Source organism: Rhodococcus sp. FW305-130 (assembly GCF_058788335.1).
In genome coordinates this window covers 649,849-665,192 of record NZ_JBYTAP010000005.1, presented here as the reverse complement: position 1 = coordinate 665,192, position 15,344 = coordinate 649,849, and the positions used below count along the sequence as shown (strand labels likewise).

The window sequence follows — 15,344 nt, the reverse complement described above, 5'->3', positions numbered from 1 at the left end:
GTGAAGTACCAAAAAATATTTGGCACTGACATTCATCGACACACTGTTGAGTTCTCAAAGAACACGCACACACCATCGCTTCAAACTGGTTGAAAGCTCCGGGGCAAGGGTTACAATCTTAGCTTGTTCGCTCCCAGGAAGCAAGTTCCCGTTGAGCGTGAATGTCTCCGACTTCGTCCAACCGCGTGTCCCTGGCCTCTCGGTCGGGGTTGGTGTCCGTGTCGCTCTGACTTGGACAAAGTTACGCGAATGAAAACTGAGCGTCAAACGTGCAGGTCACAGGTGTTCGCCAGGTTAAATCCGCTGGTAGCCCGCCCGCAGGCGGGCCACCAACGGCCACAGGAGCCCCGCGAGACAACTGTGACCCCACACACGTCAGTTCGAAAGTATTTTCACGCCGGCGAAATTGCGCTTTCCACGCCGGACGACCAACCAGCTGCCGTGAAGCAGATCGGATGCGGCGGGCTCCCAGTCGTCGGCCGACACCTTCTGGTTGTTCACCGAAGCGCCGCCTTCCTTCACTGCGCGTCGAGCAGCTCCCTTGCTCTCACACAAACCGCTCGTCACAAGCAGATCGATGATCGTGCGCGGCTCCCCCGGCGCCAATTCGCTGACAGATGCTTCCTTCAGCGCCGCGGCGAGCGTCGACTCGTCGAGTTCCGCCAATTCCGCCTTGCCGAACAACGCCTGGCTGGCGAGCTCGACGGCGCGAGTGTTGTGTTCTCCGTGAACCAAGGTCGTCATCTCCGCAGCCAATCGCTTCTGCGCTTCGCGCGCATGCGGACGCTCCGCCGTTGCCGTCTCGAGTTCCGCGAGTTCGTCTGCGGTCAGGAACGTGAACCAGCGCAGGTACTTGATCACGTCGGCGTCGCCGGTGTTCACGAAGTACTGGTACCACGCGTAAGGGCTGGTCATCTCGGGGTCGAGCCACAGACTGCCGCCACCGGTCGACTTTCCGAACTTCTTCCCATCAGCCGAGGTCACCAGCGGAACGGTCATTGCGTGAACACTCTCGCCGTCGACACGACGGTTGAGTTCGACGCCCGCGATGATGTTGCCCCACTGATCGGACCCACCGACCTGCAGAGTGCAGCCGAGATCGCGTCGCAAGTGCAGGTAGTCGTTGGCTTGGAGCAGCATGTAGCTGAACTCGGTGTACGACATCCCGTCCGACTCGAGACGACGCTTCACGGTGTCACGCGCAAGCATGACGTTCACGGAGAAGTGTTTGCCGACATCACGCAGGAAGTCGATGGCCGACATCTTGCCGGTCCAGTTCATGTTGTTCTCGATGACCGCACTCGTCGGTGAATCGTCGAAATCCACGAATCGTTCGAGCTGACCACGGATGCGACCTGCCCAGTCCGCGACAGTATCGGCGGAGTTCATCGTCCGTTCCCCGACGTCACGGGGATCACCGATCAGGCCTGTTGCACCGCCGGCAAGAACGATCGGACGGTTACCGGCACGCTGAAACCGCTTGAGCGCGAGGAGCGGAACCAGGTGACCTGCGTGCAGGCTCGGTCCGGTCGGGTCGAAGCCCGCATACAACGTGACCGGTCCGGCCTCGAGATCTTTACGCAAAGCGTCGAGATCAGTTGATTGGGCGATCAGCCCACGCCAGGTCAGTTCGTCGAGAATATTCTCAGTCACGGACTCGATCATCCCATCTTCACGAAATGACCGGCGCTCGCGGGCTTCGGCGGTACGCGGACACCGCTCGCGAGTCCGGAATCCAGAGGCGCCACGGGACCTCGGCCGCAGTACTGACCCCCACCCGCGGTCCACTGACCCATTCCTTCGACTCCCCCAATTCGAGCCGAACCCGCGAAGCGGGGTTGAACACGTCTGTTCCGTTGTCCGCCAACGTGATTGCAACGGAAGCGCCGAGATTACCTGGCCCTCTGGCCCATTGGTGAGATGGTCGATCCGGCGATCTCCGAGCCGACACCACATCGTGACCGGCCTCGATTTCGGCCGCTCGGAGCAGAACACCACCCGCGACACCATCCGGGCCGTACGAGATGTTCATACAAAAGTGCATTCCGTAGCTGCGGTAGACGTAGAGACGGCCCGCCCGCCCGAACATCACGCTGTTCCGCGGCGTTTGCCCCCGATACGAATGTGCTGCCGGATCTGGCCAGGGCCCGTCCTTCTCCCCTCCGTACGCCTCGACCTCGACAATCCTCAGCGAGATGTCGTCGACGATCAAGGTCGAGCCGAGAATTGTCAGGCCCGCTTCCAACGGGTTCTTCACATTTTCCAAGGTCTCGATACTCACCCTTCGATTGTGCCCACGCCGTTGACTCATCGGTCGGCCGAGTCGCATAATTCAACAAGTGATGAATTATTGAAATGAGGCGAACCGTGACCACCACGCCGGCAATAGACATCCGCGGACTACGAGTCATTCGCGGCAAGCACGAAGTTCTTCACTCACTCGACCTGCAGGTTTCGGCAGGATCGATCACCGGACTGCTCGGCCCGTCCGGCTGCGGCAAGACAACCCTGATGCGCGCGATAGTCGGAACCCAGATCGTCGAAAGTGGTGAGGTCAGAGTCCTGGGCGACCTCGCGGGGTCCGTTGCCCTTCGCCGCCGGGTCGGATACGTCACCCAATCCCCCAGCGTGTACGGCGACCTGACGGTCACTCGAAACGTCCAGTACTTCGGAGCTCTGTACGGCAAGTCCGGCGCAGACGTCGCAGCAGCGGTCGACGCCGTCGGATTGAGCCGATACGCCGACCGGACCGCCGCCGATCTGTCCGGAGGTCAACGCGGTCGAGTCTCGCTGGCATGCGCGTTGGTGGCATCACCTGATGTGTTGATCCTCGACGAACCGACCGTCGGTCTCGATCCGGTGCTTCGTGTCGAATTGTGGGAACGATTTGCCGACCTTGCTCGCAGCGGAACCACCCTGTTGGTCTCCAGCCACGTCATGGATGAGGCCGACCACTGCGCTGAACTGATCCTGATGCGAGACGGGCATCTCCTCGCTCAACTCACACCCGATGAATTGCGCGCCAAAACCAGATGTGAACGCCTCGAGGACGCCTTCCTCGAGCTGATTCGGACTTCACCCGTCGGAGGCGAAATATCATGAGCATCAGGATCTTCGGTGCTACGACCGTACGCATTCTGCTTCAGCTCCGCCAGGACCATCGCACGGTGGCCATGATCTTGTTGGTCCCGTCGTTGTTGATGATTTTGCTGTATTTCCTCTACCAAGACGTACCCACGCCGCCCGGCCAGGTTTCACTGTTCCAACGGGTGGCGATCACCATGCTGGGAATCTTGCCGTTTGTAGTCATGTTCCTGGTCACGTCCATCGCCATGCAGCGCGAACGCAGTTCAGGAACACTCGAACGCCTGCTCACCACACCGATGGGCAAACTCGATCTTCTGGCGGGATACGGCGCGGCATTTTCGCTCTCGGCCGCCGCTCAGGCAGCTCTCGCGTGCGCGGTTGCTTTCGGATTTCTCGGACTCACCATCGCCGGCAGTCTTGCCTGGGTCATCGTCATTGCAGTTCTCGGCGCAATACTCGGCGTTGCGCTCGGCCTGTTGGCCAGCGCATTCGCGAAGACCGAGTTCCAAGCGGTGCAGTTCATGCCGGTAGTTGTGGTCCCCCAACTGTTCCTCTGTGGACTCCTGGTGCCCCGCGATCAATTGCCGACCTGGCTCGAATGGATCAGCAACGTCCTCCCCTTGAGCTACGCCGTCGACGCACTTCAGCAAGTGTCGATGCATGCCGACGCGACGGGTCAGATGTGGCGTGATCTCGCCGTCATGGCGGGCTTCGCCGCCGCAGCACTCTCGCTGGCCGCGGCAACACTCGATCGCCGCACTCCATGACCGACAACGACACGGCGCCCGCACCGGCACCGATTCGTTCGGGGCGACGACCGGGCAAGTCGGAGACTCGCGCGCAGATCCTCGATTCGGCGCGACGGGCGTTCTCCCAGAACGGTTTTCGACGAACAACCGTTCGATCGATAGCTGCGGCCGCTGACGTCGATCCGGCCATGATTCATCATCATTTCGGAAGCAAGGAGCAGTTGTTCACCGCTGCGATCGCGCTACCGATCGATCCAGTCCAGGTATTGGGACCGGTTCACGCCTCTCCGACCGAAAATCTCGGCGAAAATCTACTCAGAGCAGTGATCGGGCTGTGGGAATCGGAACACCAGCCGGCGATTCTGGCGGCTTTTCGATCGGCGGTTTCCGGCGACGGATCGCAGCTGATCCAGAGCTTTCTGCTCGATGTCGTATTGCGCGACATCATTCCGCGGGTGGACACACCACCTGGTACCGGCTTGATCAGAGCGGAATTGGTGGCATCTCAGATGGCCGGACTGCTGGTCACGCGATATGTGCTCGGACTCGAACCACTCGCATCATTGAGCGTTGACGCTTTGGTACCGCTGGTGGCTCCGAACCTCCAGCGGTACCTGACCGGTGAATTACCGATCTAGCCTTCAGCCCGCGCGAGCAACTTCTCGTGCTCGTCGTCCGCCACATCGCGTGCCTCGTCGATCAACAGAACGGGAATGCCGTTCTCGATCGGGTATGCACGCCGCAGGCGCGGGTTGTAGAGCAACTCGTCCCCGACCAGCAACAGCGGGCCTTTGTCCTGGGGGCAGGCCAAAATGCTGAGCAACGTCGAATCAATAGCCACGTGAGTCCTCTCGAACCGATCAAACAGAATGTCCTCAGGCTACCGTGCTCCGGTGCCCACCCTCGTCGGCATCAACTGCGCGGCAATTGCCTTGGTCAGCCGCTTGTACGACTGCGTCTCGGAATCGAGGAACCAGGTCCGTGGTCCTGGCGCCGGCAATCCGGCGGCAGCTAACGCAGTGGAGCTCGGACGGTACGACGAACCCACCGGGATCTCGTCTACCACGTGCACGATATCCGGGCGCGCATCAAAAGCGATGCGCGAGAGAGCCTCCGCAAGCTCGGCGGAACGGAACTGCCGCCCCGGACGCCATGTCACGGCAGCGACCGCCAGCTGATGCGGCGCGTCACCGACGCCGTATGCGACGGCAAGATCCACCCGCGCCACACTCGACAACGCGTCGACGATCGGCTGGGTGAACACGGGACCGCGGAGCGTCGAAATGACCGTGTTCTTGTGATCGATCAGCCAGTAGTCGCCGTCGGCGTCCCGGCGGAAGAGATTCTCCGTGGGAATCCACGAATCACCCGCTTGGAAGAGTCCCCGCATGGCTCCGCCCGAGAGATCGGCAGTGAATCCCGCGCGCCCGAGTAGCAACCCGACTTCGTCTTCGGCGCACTCACGGACAAATCCGTTTCCATTTTCGAGGAGCCGACCACTCAGCGGGTCGTATGCCGCCAACCGCACCTGCGCGCTACCCGGCAACGGGCGGCCCTTGGAACCAACTTTGGAGCCCGCGACATTGGCAAGAATCACGTCACCTTCGGTCGACGCATAGAACTCGAGCACCTGCGCGGGGTCGAACGCCTCCGTGGTCCGCTTCCACAGCCCGTGAGGCATTCCCGAACCGATGAACAGTCGGACCGGATGGCTACCGTCGATGAGAAGAAGATCCTCGTCGAGGATCTCGCGCATCATCGACCACGTGTAACTCACGACGGTCACACCGTAGCGGTGGATTTCCTCGACGAATCGAGCCGGATTCAGTCCGCGTGAGAGCGCAATCCGTGAGCCACCGGCCATGGCGCCACCGATGGTCGCGAGCAGACTCGACGAATGATGGAGTGGTGCAAGGCAGTACACGGTGTCACCGCGATCGAGATCTGCCGCCGTGGCCGTTCCGAAGGCAGACAGTGCCCACCGGTAGTTGGTGATCTGCTTGGCTTCGAGCACACCGCCCGATTCCGCAAAGATGATGAATGCGAGTTCACGGGCGACCCCGGGATCCGGCCGGTACCAACCGGGCAGATTGACCTTCGTCGGATCGATTTGTTCGAGATCGATCACGTCGTGTGACGGATCCACCTCGAGTCCGCGGGCATCGCCGCCGCCGAGTACCAAGACCGGCCTACCGGTAACCACTGCAGCGTCGACGTTCTCCGGATCGGTAATGATCCGATCAACCGATCCCAACTTGACCGCCGCCGAGATGTCGGACCCCGGCGGAAGCATGACGGCAACGGCACCGAGGCGCGACAGGGCCGCGATGGCCGCGAGCGCGCTGGGGCGGGTCTCCATCAGGACACCGACGTGCGCTGCCGGACGTACTCCCACAGAAATCAATCCACGCACGACATTGTCGATGCGGGCGTTGACCGCTTCATAGGTGTGCACACGATTGTCGAAGAGGAAGCACTCGCCGTTCGGTGCTTTTCGACGCTGCTCCGCGAGCAATTGACTCAGCGAGATCTTGGTGTGTGGCTGAATTTGGTTGAGTCGCGCAAGACGTGGCAACGCGCGTGCCGCTTCACCGGACAATTCGAAAGTCCCGCGCAACGCACCGGCTGCAAGGTCACTGATTCCTTTGGTGACTCCTGCACCTACTTCAGCGACCGAGGCGACGGTGTGGATGATCCGATTGCTGATCGACACACCGGTCTGGTCTTCGAGGTCGGCGCCGTAGACCATGTTCGCGATACGGTCCGGGAGGGGTCCACCCGTCTCGGTCCACTGCACGAATTCACCGGTGGTCGGCCAGGTGTGATTGGCTGCGGTGGAACCGACAACCAATCCGAAATGACCTGCGCGCAAGGTAGATTCGTAGACCTTGGCCCGCGGCGCTGCCTGGCTGATCCCGCGAACCGCCTGAGGTTGACCGATGTCGTCGACCTCGCCGACGAATGCCAGGATGGGGCAGGTGATCTCGGCGAGCGAGACCAATTGATCTTTGATGACAAAACCACCGGTCATCATTCGGTTGTGCACGATGAACTGCTTGAGCAGTTCGGCAACCGCGGGCCCGGACCACGCGACCCAACCCTCGGTCGCGAGGAAGCGTCGCTGCTGCTCCCTCGGCAGCAAAGCCTCACGGTCGTGCAGTTGAAGCAGGAAGTCGACGCGCATCTTCAACGTCTTCACGGGATCGAGCAACTGGAACCCGGTGCGAGCCATCCACCCGGTGACCGCCAGGCGATTGAAGACGTGATCGGCGAGGAAATCCGCACCCTTGGTGGCCAGTCCGGCCGGGATACCGAAGGGCAACGCGGCGAGTGTGTCGACCGGACTGCCGAAGGTGATGACGCTGGCGATGTTTCGACTACGCCGATACGCGGCAGCTTGATAGGCGAACATGCCGCCCTGCGAATAGCCGGAGATGTGAACATCTTTACCGGTGTGACGGTGGATGTGGTCGATGATGTCGCTGAGAGCGATGATGTGATCGGCGAGATTGCGATCCCAACCGCCCTCTTCGGAGTCGGGCGAACCAAAATCGACTACCCAGGGGTCCAGGCCCATCTCGTGCAGAATTCCCACAGCACCCTGGTCGCGGGTCACGTCGTACACGTTCGCCGACATCATCATCGGCGGGATCAGCACGATCGGTGCACCGACGGTTTCCGGATCGCTGTCCGGGAAGTAGCGGCGAAGCCGGTACATCGCAGCGCGCTCGACGATCTCGAACGGCGACGTGGTCGCATCCGTTTCCAGCCCACCCAACCGGACGACCTCGAGGCCGTTTTGTGCTGTCGCAACCACCCGACGAATCGGGCCCAGCACAGACTTGGAATTCAATCCCACCATTTCACTCCCAAGTTACTCACCATGTGACGTCAGTCTCATTTTTCCCGCGCGCAACAAGCCTACTGACGACGAATACGCGTACGCGGTCAGGGAGCAAATTCTGCTCCCTGACCGCGTACGACCGAAGGACTACTGCCGAAAAGAGAGAGGAAACACTCGTGACCGCAAGGTCAGAGGGTCCATTCCCGCAGCGACTGCGCCACTGCTCGGACTCCGTCCAACTGTTCTGCTACCCGCACCCCCGCGGTGCCGCCTCGCGCATTACGCGAAGCGATGGAACCCTCGACTGTCAGCACCTCACGAACAGCGGGAGTCAGCGCACTGTCGACGCCGGCCAGTTCCTCGTCCGTGAGATCTTCGAGTCCGACGCCTCGCGCTTCGGCGACACGCACACACGCTCCAGCAGCCTCGTGTGCAACCCGGAACGGCACGCCCTGGCGCACCATCCACTCCGCGATGTCGGTGGCCAACGTGAACCCTGCCGGAGCAAGTTCCGCCATACGCGCGGTGTGGAACTCGAGAGTCTGCACCAGGCCGGTGATGGCCGGGAGCAACATCTCCAGCTGCGCAACCGAGTCGAAGACCGGTTCCTTGTCCTCTTGCAGATCGCGGTTGTACGCCAGCGGCTGAGCCTTGAGCGTCGCCAGCAGGCCGGTGAGGTTACCGATCAGACGACCAGACTTACCGCGCGTGAGTTCCGAGACATCCGGATTCTTCTTCTGCGGCATGATCGACGAACCTGTCGACCACGCGTCGGCAAGCGTGATGTAGCCGAATTCCGGTGTGCTCCAGATGATGATCTCTTCCGCCATGCGTGAGAGATCGACACCGATCATCGCAAGCACAAACGCTGCCTCGGCCGCAAAATCACGCGAAGCGGTTGCGTCGATCGAGTTCTCGGCCGAGCTGTCGAACTTCAATTCCGCTGCAATGGCTTCGGGGTCGAGACCGAGCGAGGAACCGGCAAGTGCACCGGAACCGTACGGGGACACCGCAGCTCGTACGTCGAAGTCGCGAAGACGTTGCACGTCGCGCAACAGCGGATGCGCATGGGCGAGCAGGTGATGTGCCAACAAGACCGGTTGAGCAGCCTGCAGGTGCGTCTTGCCCGGCATCACGGCATCCGGGTGAGCCCCGGCCTGAGTCGCCAATGCGTCGACCACGTCGAGAACGCCGGTGGAGATGCGGCGAACCGCATCCCGAAGCCACATTCGGAACAGCGTGGCCACCTGGTCGTTTCGCGAACGACCAGCACGCAGGCGTCCGCCGACCTCAGGCCCGACACGCTCGATCAGACCGCGTTCGAGTGCGCCGTGTACGTCCTCGTCCGAATCACTCGGTCCGAAGGCGCCACTGGCAACATCTGCCGCCAGACGGTCGAGACCGTCGAGCATTGTTGCGAGGTCGGCCTCGCTGAGCAGGCCTGCCTTGTTCAGCACGCGAGCATGCGCCTGCGACGCACGAACGTCGTACGGAGCGAGGACCCAGTCGAAGTGAGTCGACTTGCTCAGCGCCGCCATGGCAGCGGCCGGTCCGGACTCGAACCGTCCGCCCCACAGCGCGCCTTCGTTGGTGCCGTGTTTTTGGGCGTCTCCGTCACCGTGAGCCGTCATGGCTCAGAGTCCCAGATCGCGCTTCGCGGCGACCTTCGACGACAGACCGTGGATCTCGACGAAGCCCTTGGATGCGGACTGGTCGAAGCTGTCGCCCTCGTCGTACGTCGCGAGGTTGAAGTCGTAGAGCGACTCGGGGCTACGACGACCGTTGACGGTGATGGCTCCACCGTGCAGGAAGAGACGAATGTCGCCGGTGACGCGCTCCTGCGTCTTGTTGACGAACGTATCCAGTGCGTCCTTGAGGGGCGAGAACCAGAGGCCGTCGTAGACCAGCTCGGACCAACGCTGCTCCATCTGACGCTTGTAGCGACCGAGTTCGCGTTCGAGGGTGACGTGCTCGAGTTCCTGGTGCGCGGTGATGAGAACCATGGCGCCGGGAGCTTCGTAGATCTCACGGCTCTTGATGCCCACGAGACGGTCCTCGACGACGTCGAGGCGACCGACACCCTGAGCGCCTGCGCGCTTGTTCAGTTCCTGAATCGCTTCGAGAACCGACACGGGGCGGCCGTCGATGGCAACCGGGCGACCCTTGTCGAAGCTGATGATGAGCTCGTCGGGCGCGTTCCAGTTGACCGTCGGGTCCTGGGTGTAGTCGTAGACGTCCTTCGTCGGTGCGTTCCACAGATCCTCGAGGAAGCCGGTTTCGACGGCGCGGCCCCAGACGTTCTGGTCGATCGAGAACGGCGACTTCTTGGAGACGTTGATCGGGATGTTGTTCTCTTCGGCGAAAGCGATGGCCTTCTCGCGGGTCCAGGCGTAGTCGCGGACCGGTGCGATGACCTGAAGGTCGGGCGCGAGGGCGCCGAATCCGACCTCGAAGCGAACCTGGTCGTTGCCCTTACCGGTGCAACCGTGCGAGACGATGGTGCCGCCGTGCGAGCGTGCAGCTTCGACGATGTGCTTGACGATCAGCGGACGGCTGATGGCCGAGACCAGCGGGTAGCGGTCCATGTAGAGGGCGTTGGCCGCAATGGTCGGCAGGCAGTACTCGTCCGCGAACTCGTCGCGGGCGTCGACGACAACGGATTCGACTGCGCCGCAGTCGATCGCGCGCTGACGCACGACCTCCATGTCCTCGCCACCCTGCCCCAGATCGATGGCGACGGCGACAACTTCAGCGCCCGTCTCCTTACCGATCCAACTGATGGCAACAGAAGTGTCCAGCCCGCCCGAGTAGGCGAGTACGACGCGATCGGCCATGGTTTTTGTGCTCCTTCGGTTGAAAATCTCTATCAAAGAATAAGGGGTCAGGCGAGCGATTCGATCATGGCCGCGAGTTCCGCTCCGGAAAGCGGTTCTCGGGCCACCACGAAGATGGTGTCATCTCCGGCGATCGTTCCCACGATGTCGGGCATCGAGGACCGATCCAGTGCGCTCGCGAGGTAGTGCGCGGCTCCCGGCGGTGTCCGGAGAACCGCCATGTTGCCGCTGAAATCGGTGGAGACCAACAGCTCACCCAACAGCCGTGAGAGGCGGTCGGTACCGCCGGACACACCGCGTACCGGGTTCCCGTCCTCCGGCACCACGTAAACACCGGCGCCGCCGTCAGCGGCACGCAGTTTCACCGCTCCCAGCTCTTCGAGGTCACGCGAGAGGGTGGCCTGCGTCGCTTCGATGCCCTCGGCACCGAGCAACGCCGCCAACTCCGTCTGACTTCGGACGGGATGCGCCGCCAGCAGCGCGATGATGCGCGACTGGCGACCGGCCCGAGTGGGAGCGACGCTCACGCCTGGTCCAGTTGGGTTCGCTGTTCCAGCAGCCACACGAGCAACGCCTTCTGGGCGTGCAGACGGTTCTCCGCCTCGTCCCAGACGACGCTCTGGGGTCCGTCGAGAACCTCGTCGGTGACCTCTTCGCCGCGATGGGCCGGCAGGCAGTGCAGGACGACAGCCTTCGGATCTGCTTTGGCGAGCAGTTCCTTGTTGATCTGGAACGGGCGGAAAGGTCCGACCCGATCGAGCCCGTCGTTCTCCTGACCCATCGAGGTCCAGGTATCGGTGACCAACGCGTCGGCACCGACGACGCCGGCCTGCGGGTCCTGCGTCAGCGTGATGGTTGCACCGGTTTCCGCGGCGCGTGTGCGCGCTGCTGCTACTACCCAGTCCGCCGGTTCGAAGCCAGCGGGACTTGCGATGGTGACGTCGATGCCTGCGGTGACTCCGCCGAGCATCAGCGAGTGAGCCATGTTGTTGGCGCCGTCGCCCAGGTAGGTCAGCTTCAGTCCCTTGAGCTCACCCTTCTGCTCGATCAGCGTTTGCAGATCGGCCAGAACCTGACAGGGATGAAATTCGTCGGACAACGCATTGACGATGGGAATCGTTGCACCCGTTGCCATTTGCTCCAAGCGCTTCTGGCCGAACGTGCGCCACACGACAGCGTCGACATAGCGGGAGAGTACGCGTCCGGTGTCCGCCAACGTCTCTTCACGACCGAGTTGGGTACTGCGCCCGTCGACGACGACGGCGTGGCCGCCCATCTGCGCGATGCCCATCTCGAACGAGAAACGTGTACGCGTCGAGTTCTTCTCGAAGATGACGCCGACTCCGCGAGGACCCTCGAGTGGACGCCGAGCGAACGGGTCCTTCTTGAGAATCGCAGCGAGTTCCAGAACTTCGGCCTGCTGCGCCGGAGTCAGATCGTCGTCCCTGAGAAAGTGTTTCACCACGGTAGTCACTTCTCCCCCGGCTGGTCAGCCGATAGTGCACTGTCGAAGATGGCAGGTAGTGCTGCCACGAAGGTTTCGGCCTGCTCATCCGTGAGGATGAGCGGCGGCGCCAACCGGATCACTCCGGGTTGCGCTGCATTCACAAGGTACCCGGCTTCGCGCGCGGCATTTTCCACCGCCGGCGCGACGTCCTCGGTCAGCACGACACCCAGCAACAGTCCCGATCCCCGTACGTAGTCGACCAACGGATGGCCCAGATCTTCGATGCCCGCCGAGATCGATTTGCCCAAGCTGTCGGCGCGTGAGATCAGGTCTTCCGCTGCAATGGTTTTCAGCACGGCAAGCGCCGCCGCAGCGCACACCGGATTGCCACCGAACGTCGTACCGTGCTTGCCCGGTCCGAAGAACTCTGCCGTTGCTCCGGTCGCGATGCAGGCGCCGATCGGCATTCCGCCGCCGAGTCCCTTCGCAAGAGTGATGACGTCCGGCACGATGCCGACTGCCTGATGTGCGTAGAACCAGCCGGTCCGGCCGATGCCGGTCTGAACTTCGTCGAGTACGAGCAGCGACCCGCGTTCGGCGGTGATCCGCCGAGCCTCGACGAGGTATCCCTCGGGTGGCACCACGACGCCGCCCTCACCCATGATCGGTTCGAGGAACACAGCAGCGGTGTCGGAATCGACTGCCCGCTCCAGTGCCTCGACATCGCCGTACGGCACGAACTCGACACCGGCGGGCATCGGTTCGAACGGCGCCCGCTTGGCCGGCTGACCCGTCAGAGCGAGTGCCCCCATCGTGCGACCGTGGAAAGAGCCCTCGGCCGCGATGATCTTCTTCCGGCCAGTAGCGCGTGCGAGCTTGAAGGCAGCCTCGTTCGCCTCGGTACCGGAGTTGCAGAAGAACGCGCGCCCGGTGACGTTGCCGAGATGAGCGAGCAACTGCTCCGCCAACTCGACGACCGGCTCGCTGGCGTACAGGTTGGAAACATGGCCGAGTGTCGACAACTGAGTAGTGACGGCTTCGACGACGGCCGGATGTCCGTGTCCGAGGATGTTGACGGCGATTCCGGCAAGGAAGTCGACGTACTGCTTGCCGTCGGCGTCGGTGAGTACGGCGCCGTCACCGCGGACGAGAGCAACCCGGGGTACGCCGTAATTGTTCATCAGCGAAGCGGACCACCGCTGCTGCAGATCGATCGTGCTCATGAAGTAGCTCCCTGCTGGGGACCGGCGACCGAGGAGCCGGGCACGACCATCGTGCCGATTCCTTCACCGGTGAAAAGTTCGAGTAGGACTGAATGTTCGAGCCGGCCGTCGATCACGTGCGCCGACGGCACACCTCCGCGCACCGCGCGAAGGCAGGCCTCCATCTTGGGCACCATGCCGGCATCGAGACTCGGCAACAACTGGGCCAGGGCGTCGGTGTCGATTTCGGTGGCCAGCGAGGATCGGTCCGGCCAATCGGTGTACAGGCCTTCGACGTCGGTGAGGACAACGAGCTTCTCGGCACCGATCGCCTCGGCCAGTGCGGCAGCGGCGGTATCGGCGTTGATGTTGTGGACGACGCCGTCGGCATCGGGCGCGATGGTCGAGACCACCGGAATGCGTCCTGCCGCAATGAGATCGAGTACCGCGTCTGGGTTCACGGTGGTGACGTCTCCGACCAGGCCGATGTCGGTCTGCTCCCCCTCGACCGCAACAGTGCGTCGAGTAGCGGTGAACAGGTGCGCATCTTCACCGGAGATACCGACCGCGTACGGACCGTGCGCGTTGATCAGGCCGACGAGTTCACGGCCCACCTGACCGAAGAGCACCATCCGGACGACGTCCATCACCTCGGGCGTCGTGACCCGGAAACCACCGCGGAACTCACCCTTCATGCCAAGGCGTGCCAGCATCGCGTTGATCTGCGGGCCGCCGCCGTGCACGACGACGGGGTGGATGCCGACAGTCCGCAGGAACGCCATGTCCGCGGCGAAGGCGGTCTTGAGTGTCTCGTCGATCATGGCGTTTCCGCCGTACTTGACCACGACCACCTTGTCTCGGAATCGCTGCAGCCACGGCAGCGCGTCGGCGAGGACATGCGCCTTCTGATGCTCGCTGATCACGGGATACGTCTCGGTCATGACGAGTACGCCGAGTTCTCTTCGACGTACGCGTGCGAGAGGTCCGTGGTGCGAATGCTCACGGACTCGTTGCCGATTCCCAGGTCGATGTCGAGTTCGATGTCGATCCCGCTCAGGTCCACCTCACGCGCTCCCGGAGCGCCGACGCCGTCGATGCAGACGGGACTCCCGTTGAAGGACACACTGATTCGATCGGGATCGAGCTCGATGGGAGCGATACCCACTGCTGCGAGGACGCGGCCCCAGTTCGGATCGGATCCGAACAGTGCCGTCTTGACCAGGCTGTCGCGGGCGATGGTCCGAGCGCCGATCAACGCATCGGACTCGGACGCTGCGCCGCGAACCGTCACCTTGACCCGCTTGGTGACGCCCTCGGCGTCTGCCATCAACTGATCCGCGAGATCGTCGCACACTGCGAAGACCGCGGCGTTGAGTTCGTCCTGGGTCGGTGTGACACCGCTGGCGCCGGAGGCCAACAGGAGCACCGTGTCGTTGGTGGACGTGGCGCCGTCGACGTCGAGGCGATCGAAGCTCAGGTGGGTGGCGGCGCGCAGAGCGGTATCGAGCTGCTCGGCCGTTGCGACAGCATCGGTCGTGACGACGCACAGCATCGTCGCCAGTGCGGGCGCGAGCATGCCTGCACCCTTGGCCATTCCGCCGACGTTCCACTTGTTCGCGTGGTGCAGCGACGCCTGCTTCGGCACGGTATCGGTGGTCATGATCGCGTATGCCGCGTCGGTGCCGCCGGAGATTCCGCCGGCCAGTTCGTGCACTACCTCGGTGACACCGGGGATCAGCTTGTCCATGGGCAAGCGGTCACCGATCAGGCCGGTCGAACAGACGGCGACCTCGATCGCGCCCGTCTCGGTTCCCCAATTGCTCAGTGCCGACGCAACTTCCTCGGCAGTCTTGTGCGCATCCTGGAATCCGCCTGCGCCGGTACACGCGTTTGCGCCGCCCGAGTTGAGCACGACCGCGCGCAGCTTGCCCGTCGTCAAAACCTGCTGAGACCACAGCACCGGAGCGGCCTTGACCTTGTTCAGGGTGAAGACACCGGCAGCGGCCAGATCGGGTCCCTCGTTGAGCACCAATGCGAGGTCCGACTTGCCACTCTTCTTGATACCGGCAGCAATTCCGGCACCGCGGAATCCGGCAGGTGCGGTGACGCCCTGTGTGCGGAGCAGCCGTCCCCCGGCGACGTGAACCACGTCTGCAACGGTCGCGTCAGGCTCGGTTGCGT

14 protein-coding genes are annotated in these 15,344 nt (G+C 62.8%); 3 read left to right on the top strand and 11 right to left on the bottom strand.

Annotation, left to right across the window (positions count from 1 at the left end):
• Window positions 1-375 precede the first annotated feature (375 nt).
• Window positions 376-1,653 (bottom strand): tyrosine--tRNA ligase, encoded by a 1,278-nt coding sequence (gene tyrS / locus AC3WQS_RS19150; protein WP_020907871.1) that lies wholly within the window; start codon window positions 1,651-1,653, stop codon window positions 376-378.
• 19 nt (window positions 1,654-1,672) lie between these two features.
• Window positions 1,673-2,281 carry a DNA-3-methyladenine glycosylase gene (locus AC3WQS_RS19145; RefSeq protein ID WP_020969717.1) on the bottom strand — a complete coding sequence of 203 codons (609 nt, stop codon included), beginning with the start codon at window positions 2,279-2,281 and terminating at the stop codon, window positions 1,673-1,675.
• Between the two features lie 86 nt (window positions 2,282-2,367).
• On the opposite strand from AC3WQS_RS19145, the gene AC3WQS_RS19140 reads away from it, so the two are divergent.
• Genes AC3WQS_RS19140 through AC3WQS_RS19130 form a run of 3 tightly spaced genes read left to right on the top strand, consistent with a single transcriptional unit; the run spans window position 2,368 to window position 4,474 of the window.
• Complete coding sequence (locus tag AC3WQS_RS19140) at window positions 2,368-3,102, top strand: ABC transporter ATP-binding protein (protein WP_020969718.1); 735 nt, start codon at window positions 2,368-2,370, stop codon at window positions 3,100-3,102.
• Entirely contained in the window at window positions 3,099-3,854 is a 756-nt protein-coding gene (locus AC3WQS_RS19135; RefSeq protein ID WP_003944033.1) for an ABC transporter permease, read from the top strand. The genes AC3WQS_RS19140 and AC3WQS_RS19135 overlap by 4 nt, the downstream gene beginning before the upstream one ends.
• Window positions 3,851-4,474, top strand: a complete 624-nt coding sequence (locus AC3WQS_RS19130) for a TetR/AcrR family transcriptional regulator (RefSeq protein ID WP_047888968.1) — start codon at window positions 3,851-3,853, stop codon at window positions 4,472-4,474. Before AC3WQS_RS19135 ends, AC3WQS_RS19130 begins: the two co-directional genes overlap by 4 nt.
• Here the strand turns inward: AC3WQS_RS19130 and AC3WQS_RS19125 are convergent.
• The 9 genes from AC3WQS_RS19125 to argJ all read right to left on the bottom strand — a co-directional run bounded on the left by AC3WQS_RS19125 (window position 4,471) and on the right by argJ (window position 15,312).
• Window positions 4,471-4,677: a Trm112 family protein gene (locus AC3WQS_RS19125; protein WP_003944045.1), complete on the bottom strand. Its 207-nt coding sequence runs from the start codon at window positions 4,675-4,677 to the stop codon at window positions 4,471-4,473. The two genes, AC3WQS_RS19130 and AC3WQS_RS19125, sit on opposite strands and share 4 nt — an antisense overlap.
• Before the next feature lie 39 nt (window positions 4,678-4,716).
• Window positions 4,717-7,698 (bottom strand): acyl-CoA synthetase, encoded by a 2,982-nt coding sequence (locus AC3WQS_RS19120; protein ID WP_019748602.1) that lies wholly within the window; start codon window positions 7,696-7,698, stop codon window positions 4,717-4,719.
• Window positions 7,699-7,868: 170 nt separating this feature from the next.
• Window positions 7,869-9,311, bottom strand: coding sequence for an argininosuccinate lyase (argH, locus tag AC3WQS_RS19115; protein ID WP_029255450.1), 1,443 nt, complete (start codon window positions 9,309-9,311; stop codon window positions 7,869-7,871).
• Between the two features lie 3 nt (window positions 9,312-9,314).
• Window positions 9,315-10,514, bottom strand: coding sequence for an argininosuccinate synthase (locus AC3WQS_RS19110; RefSeq protein ID WP_007736221.1), 1,200 nt, complete (start codon window positions 10,512-10,514; stop codon window positions 9,315-9,317).
• 47 nt (window positions 10,515-10,561) lie between these two features.
• A complete protein-coding gene (locus AC3WQS_RS19105; RefSeq protein ID WP_019748604.1) occupies window positions 10,562-11,041 on the bottom strand; it encodes an arginine repressor in 480 nt (159 codons plus the stop codon).
• Window positions 11,038-11,988 carry an ornithine carbamoyltransferase gene (argF, locus tag AC3WQS_RS19100; protein ID WP_019748605.1) on the bottom strand — a complete coding sequence of 317 codons (951 nt, stop codon included), beginning with the start codon at window positions 11,986-11,988 and terminating at the stop codon, window positions 11,038-11,040. The genes AC3WQS_RS19105 and argF overlap by 4 nt, the downstream gene beginning before the upstream one ends.
• A complete protein-coding gene (locus tag AC3WQS_RS19095; RefSeq protein WP_492713302.1) occupies window positions 11,985-13,184 on the bottom strand; it encodes an acetylornithine transaminase in 1,200 nt (399 codons plus the stop codon). The genes argF and AC3WQS_RS19095 overlap by 4 nt, the downstream gene beginning before the upstream one ends.
• A complete protein-coding gene (gene argB / locus AC3WQS_RS19090; RefSeq protein WP_019748607.1) occupies window positions 13,181-14,104 on the bottom strand; it encodes an acetylglutamate kinase in 924 nt (307 codons plus the stop codon). Before argB ends, AC3WQS_RS19095 begins: the two co-directional genes overlap by 4 nt.
• The gene (argJ, locus tag AC3WQS_RS19085) at window positions 14,101-15,312 is read right to left on the bottom strand and encodes a bifunctional glutamate N-acetyltransferase/amino-acid acetyltransferase ArgJ (protein ID WP_020907877.1); all 1,212 of its coding nucleotides are present in this window, start codon (window positions 15,310-15,312) and stop codon (window positions 14,101-14,103) included. Before argJ ends, argB begins: the two co-directional genes overlap by 4 nt.
• Window positions 15,313-15,344 lie beyond the last annotated feature (32 nt).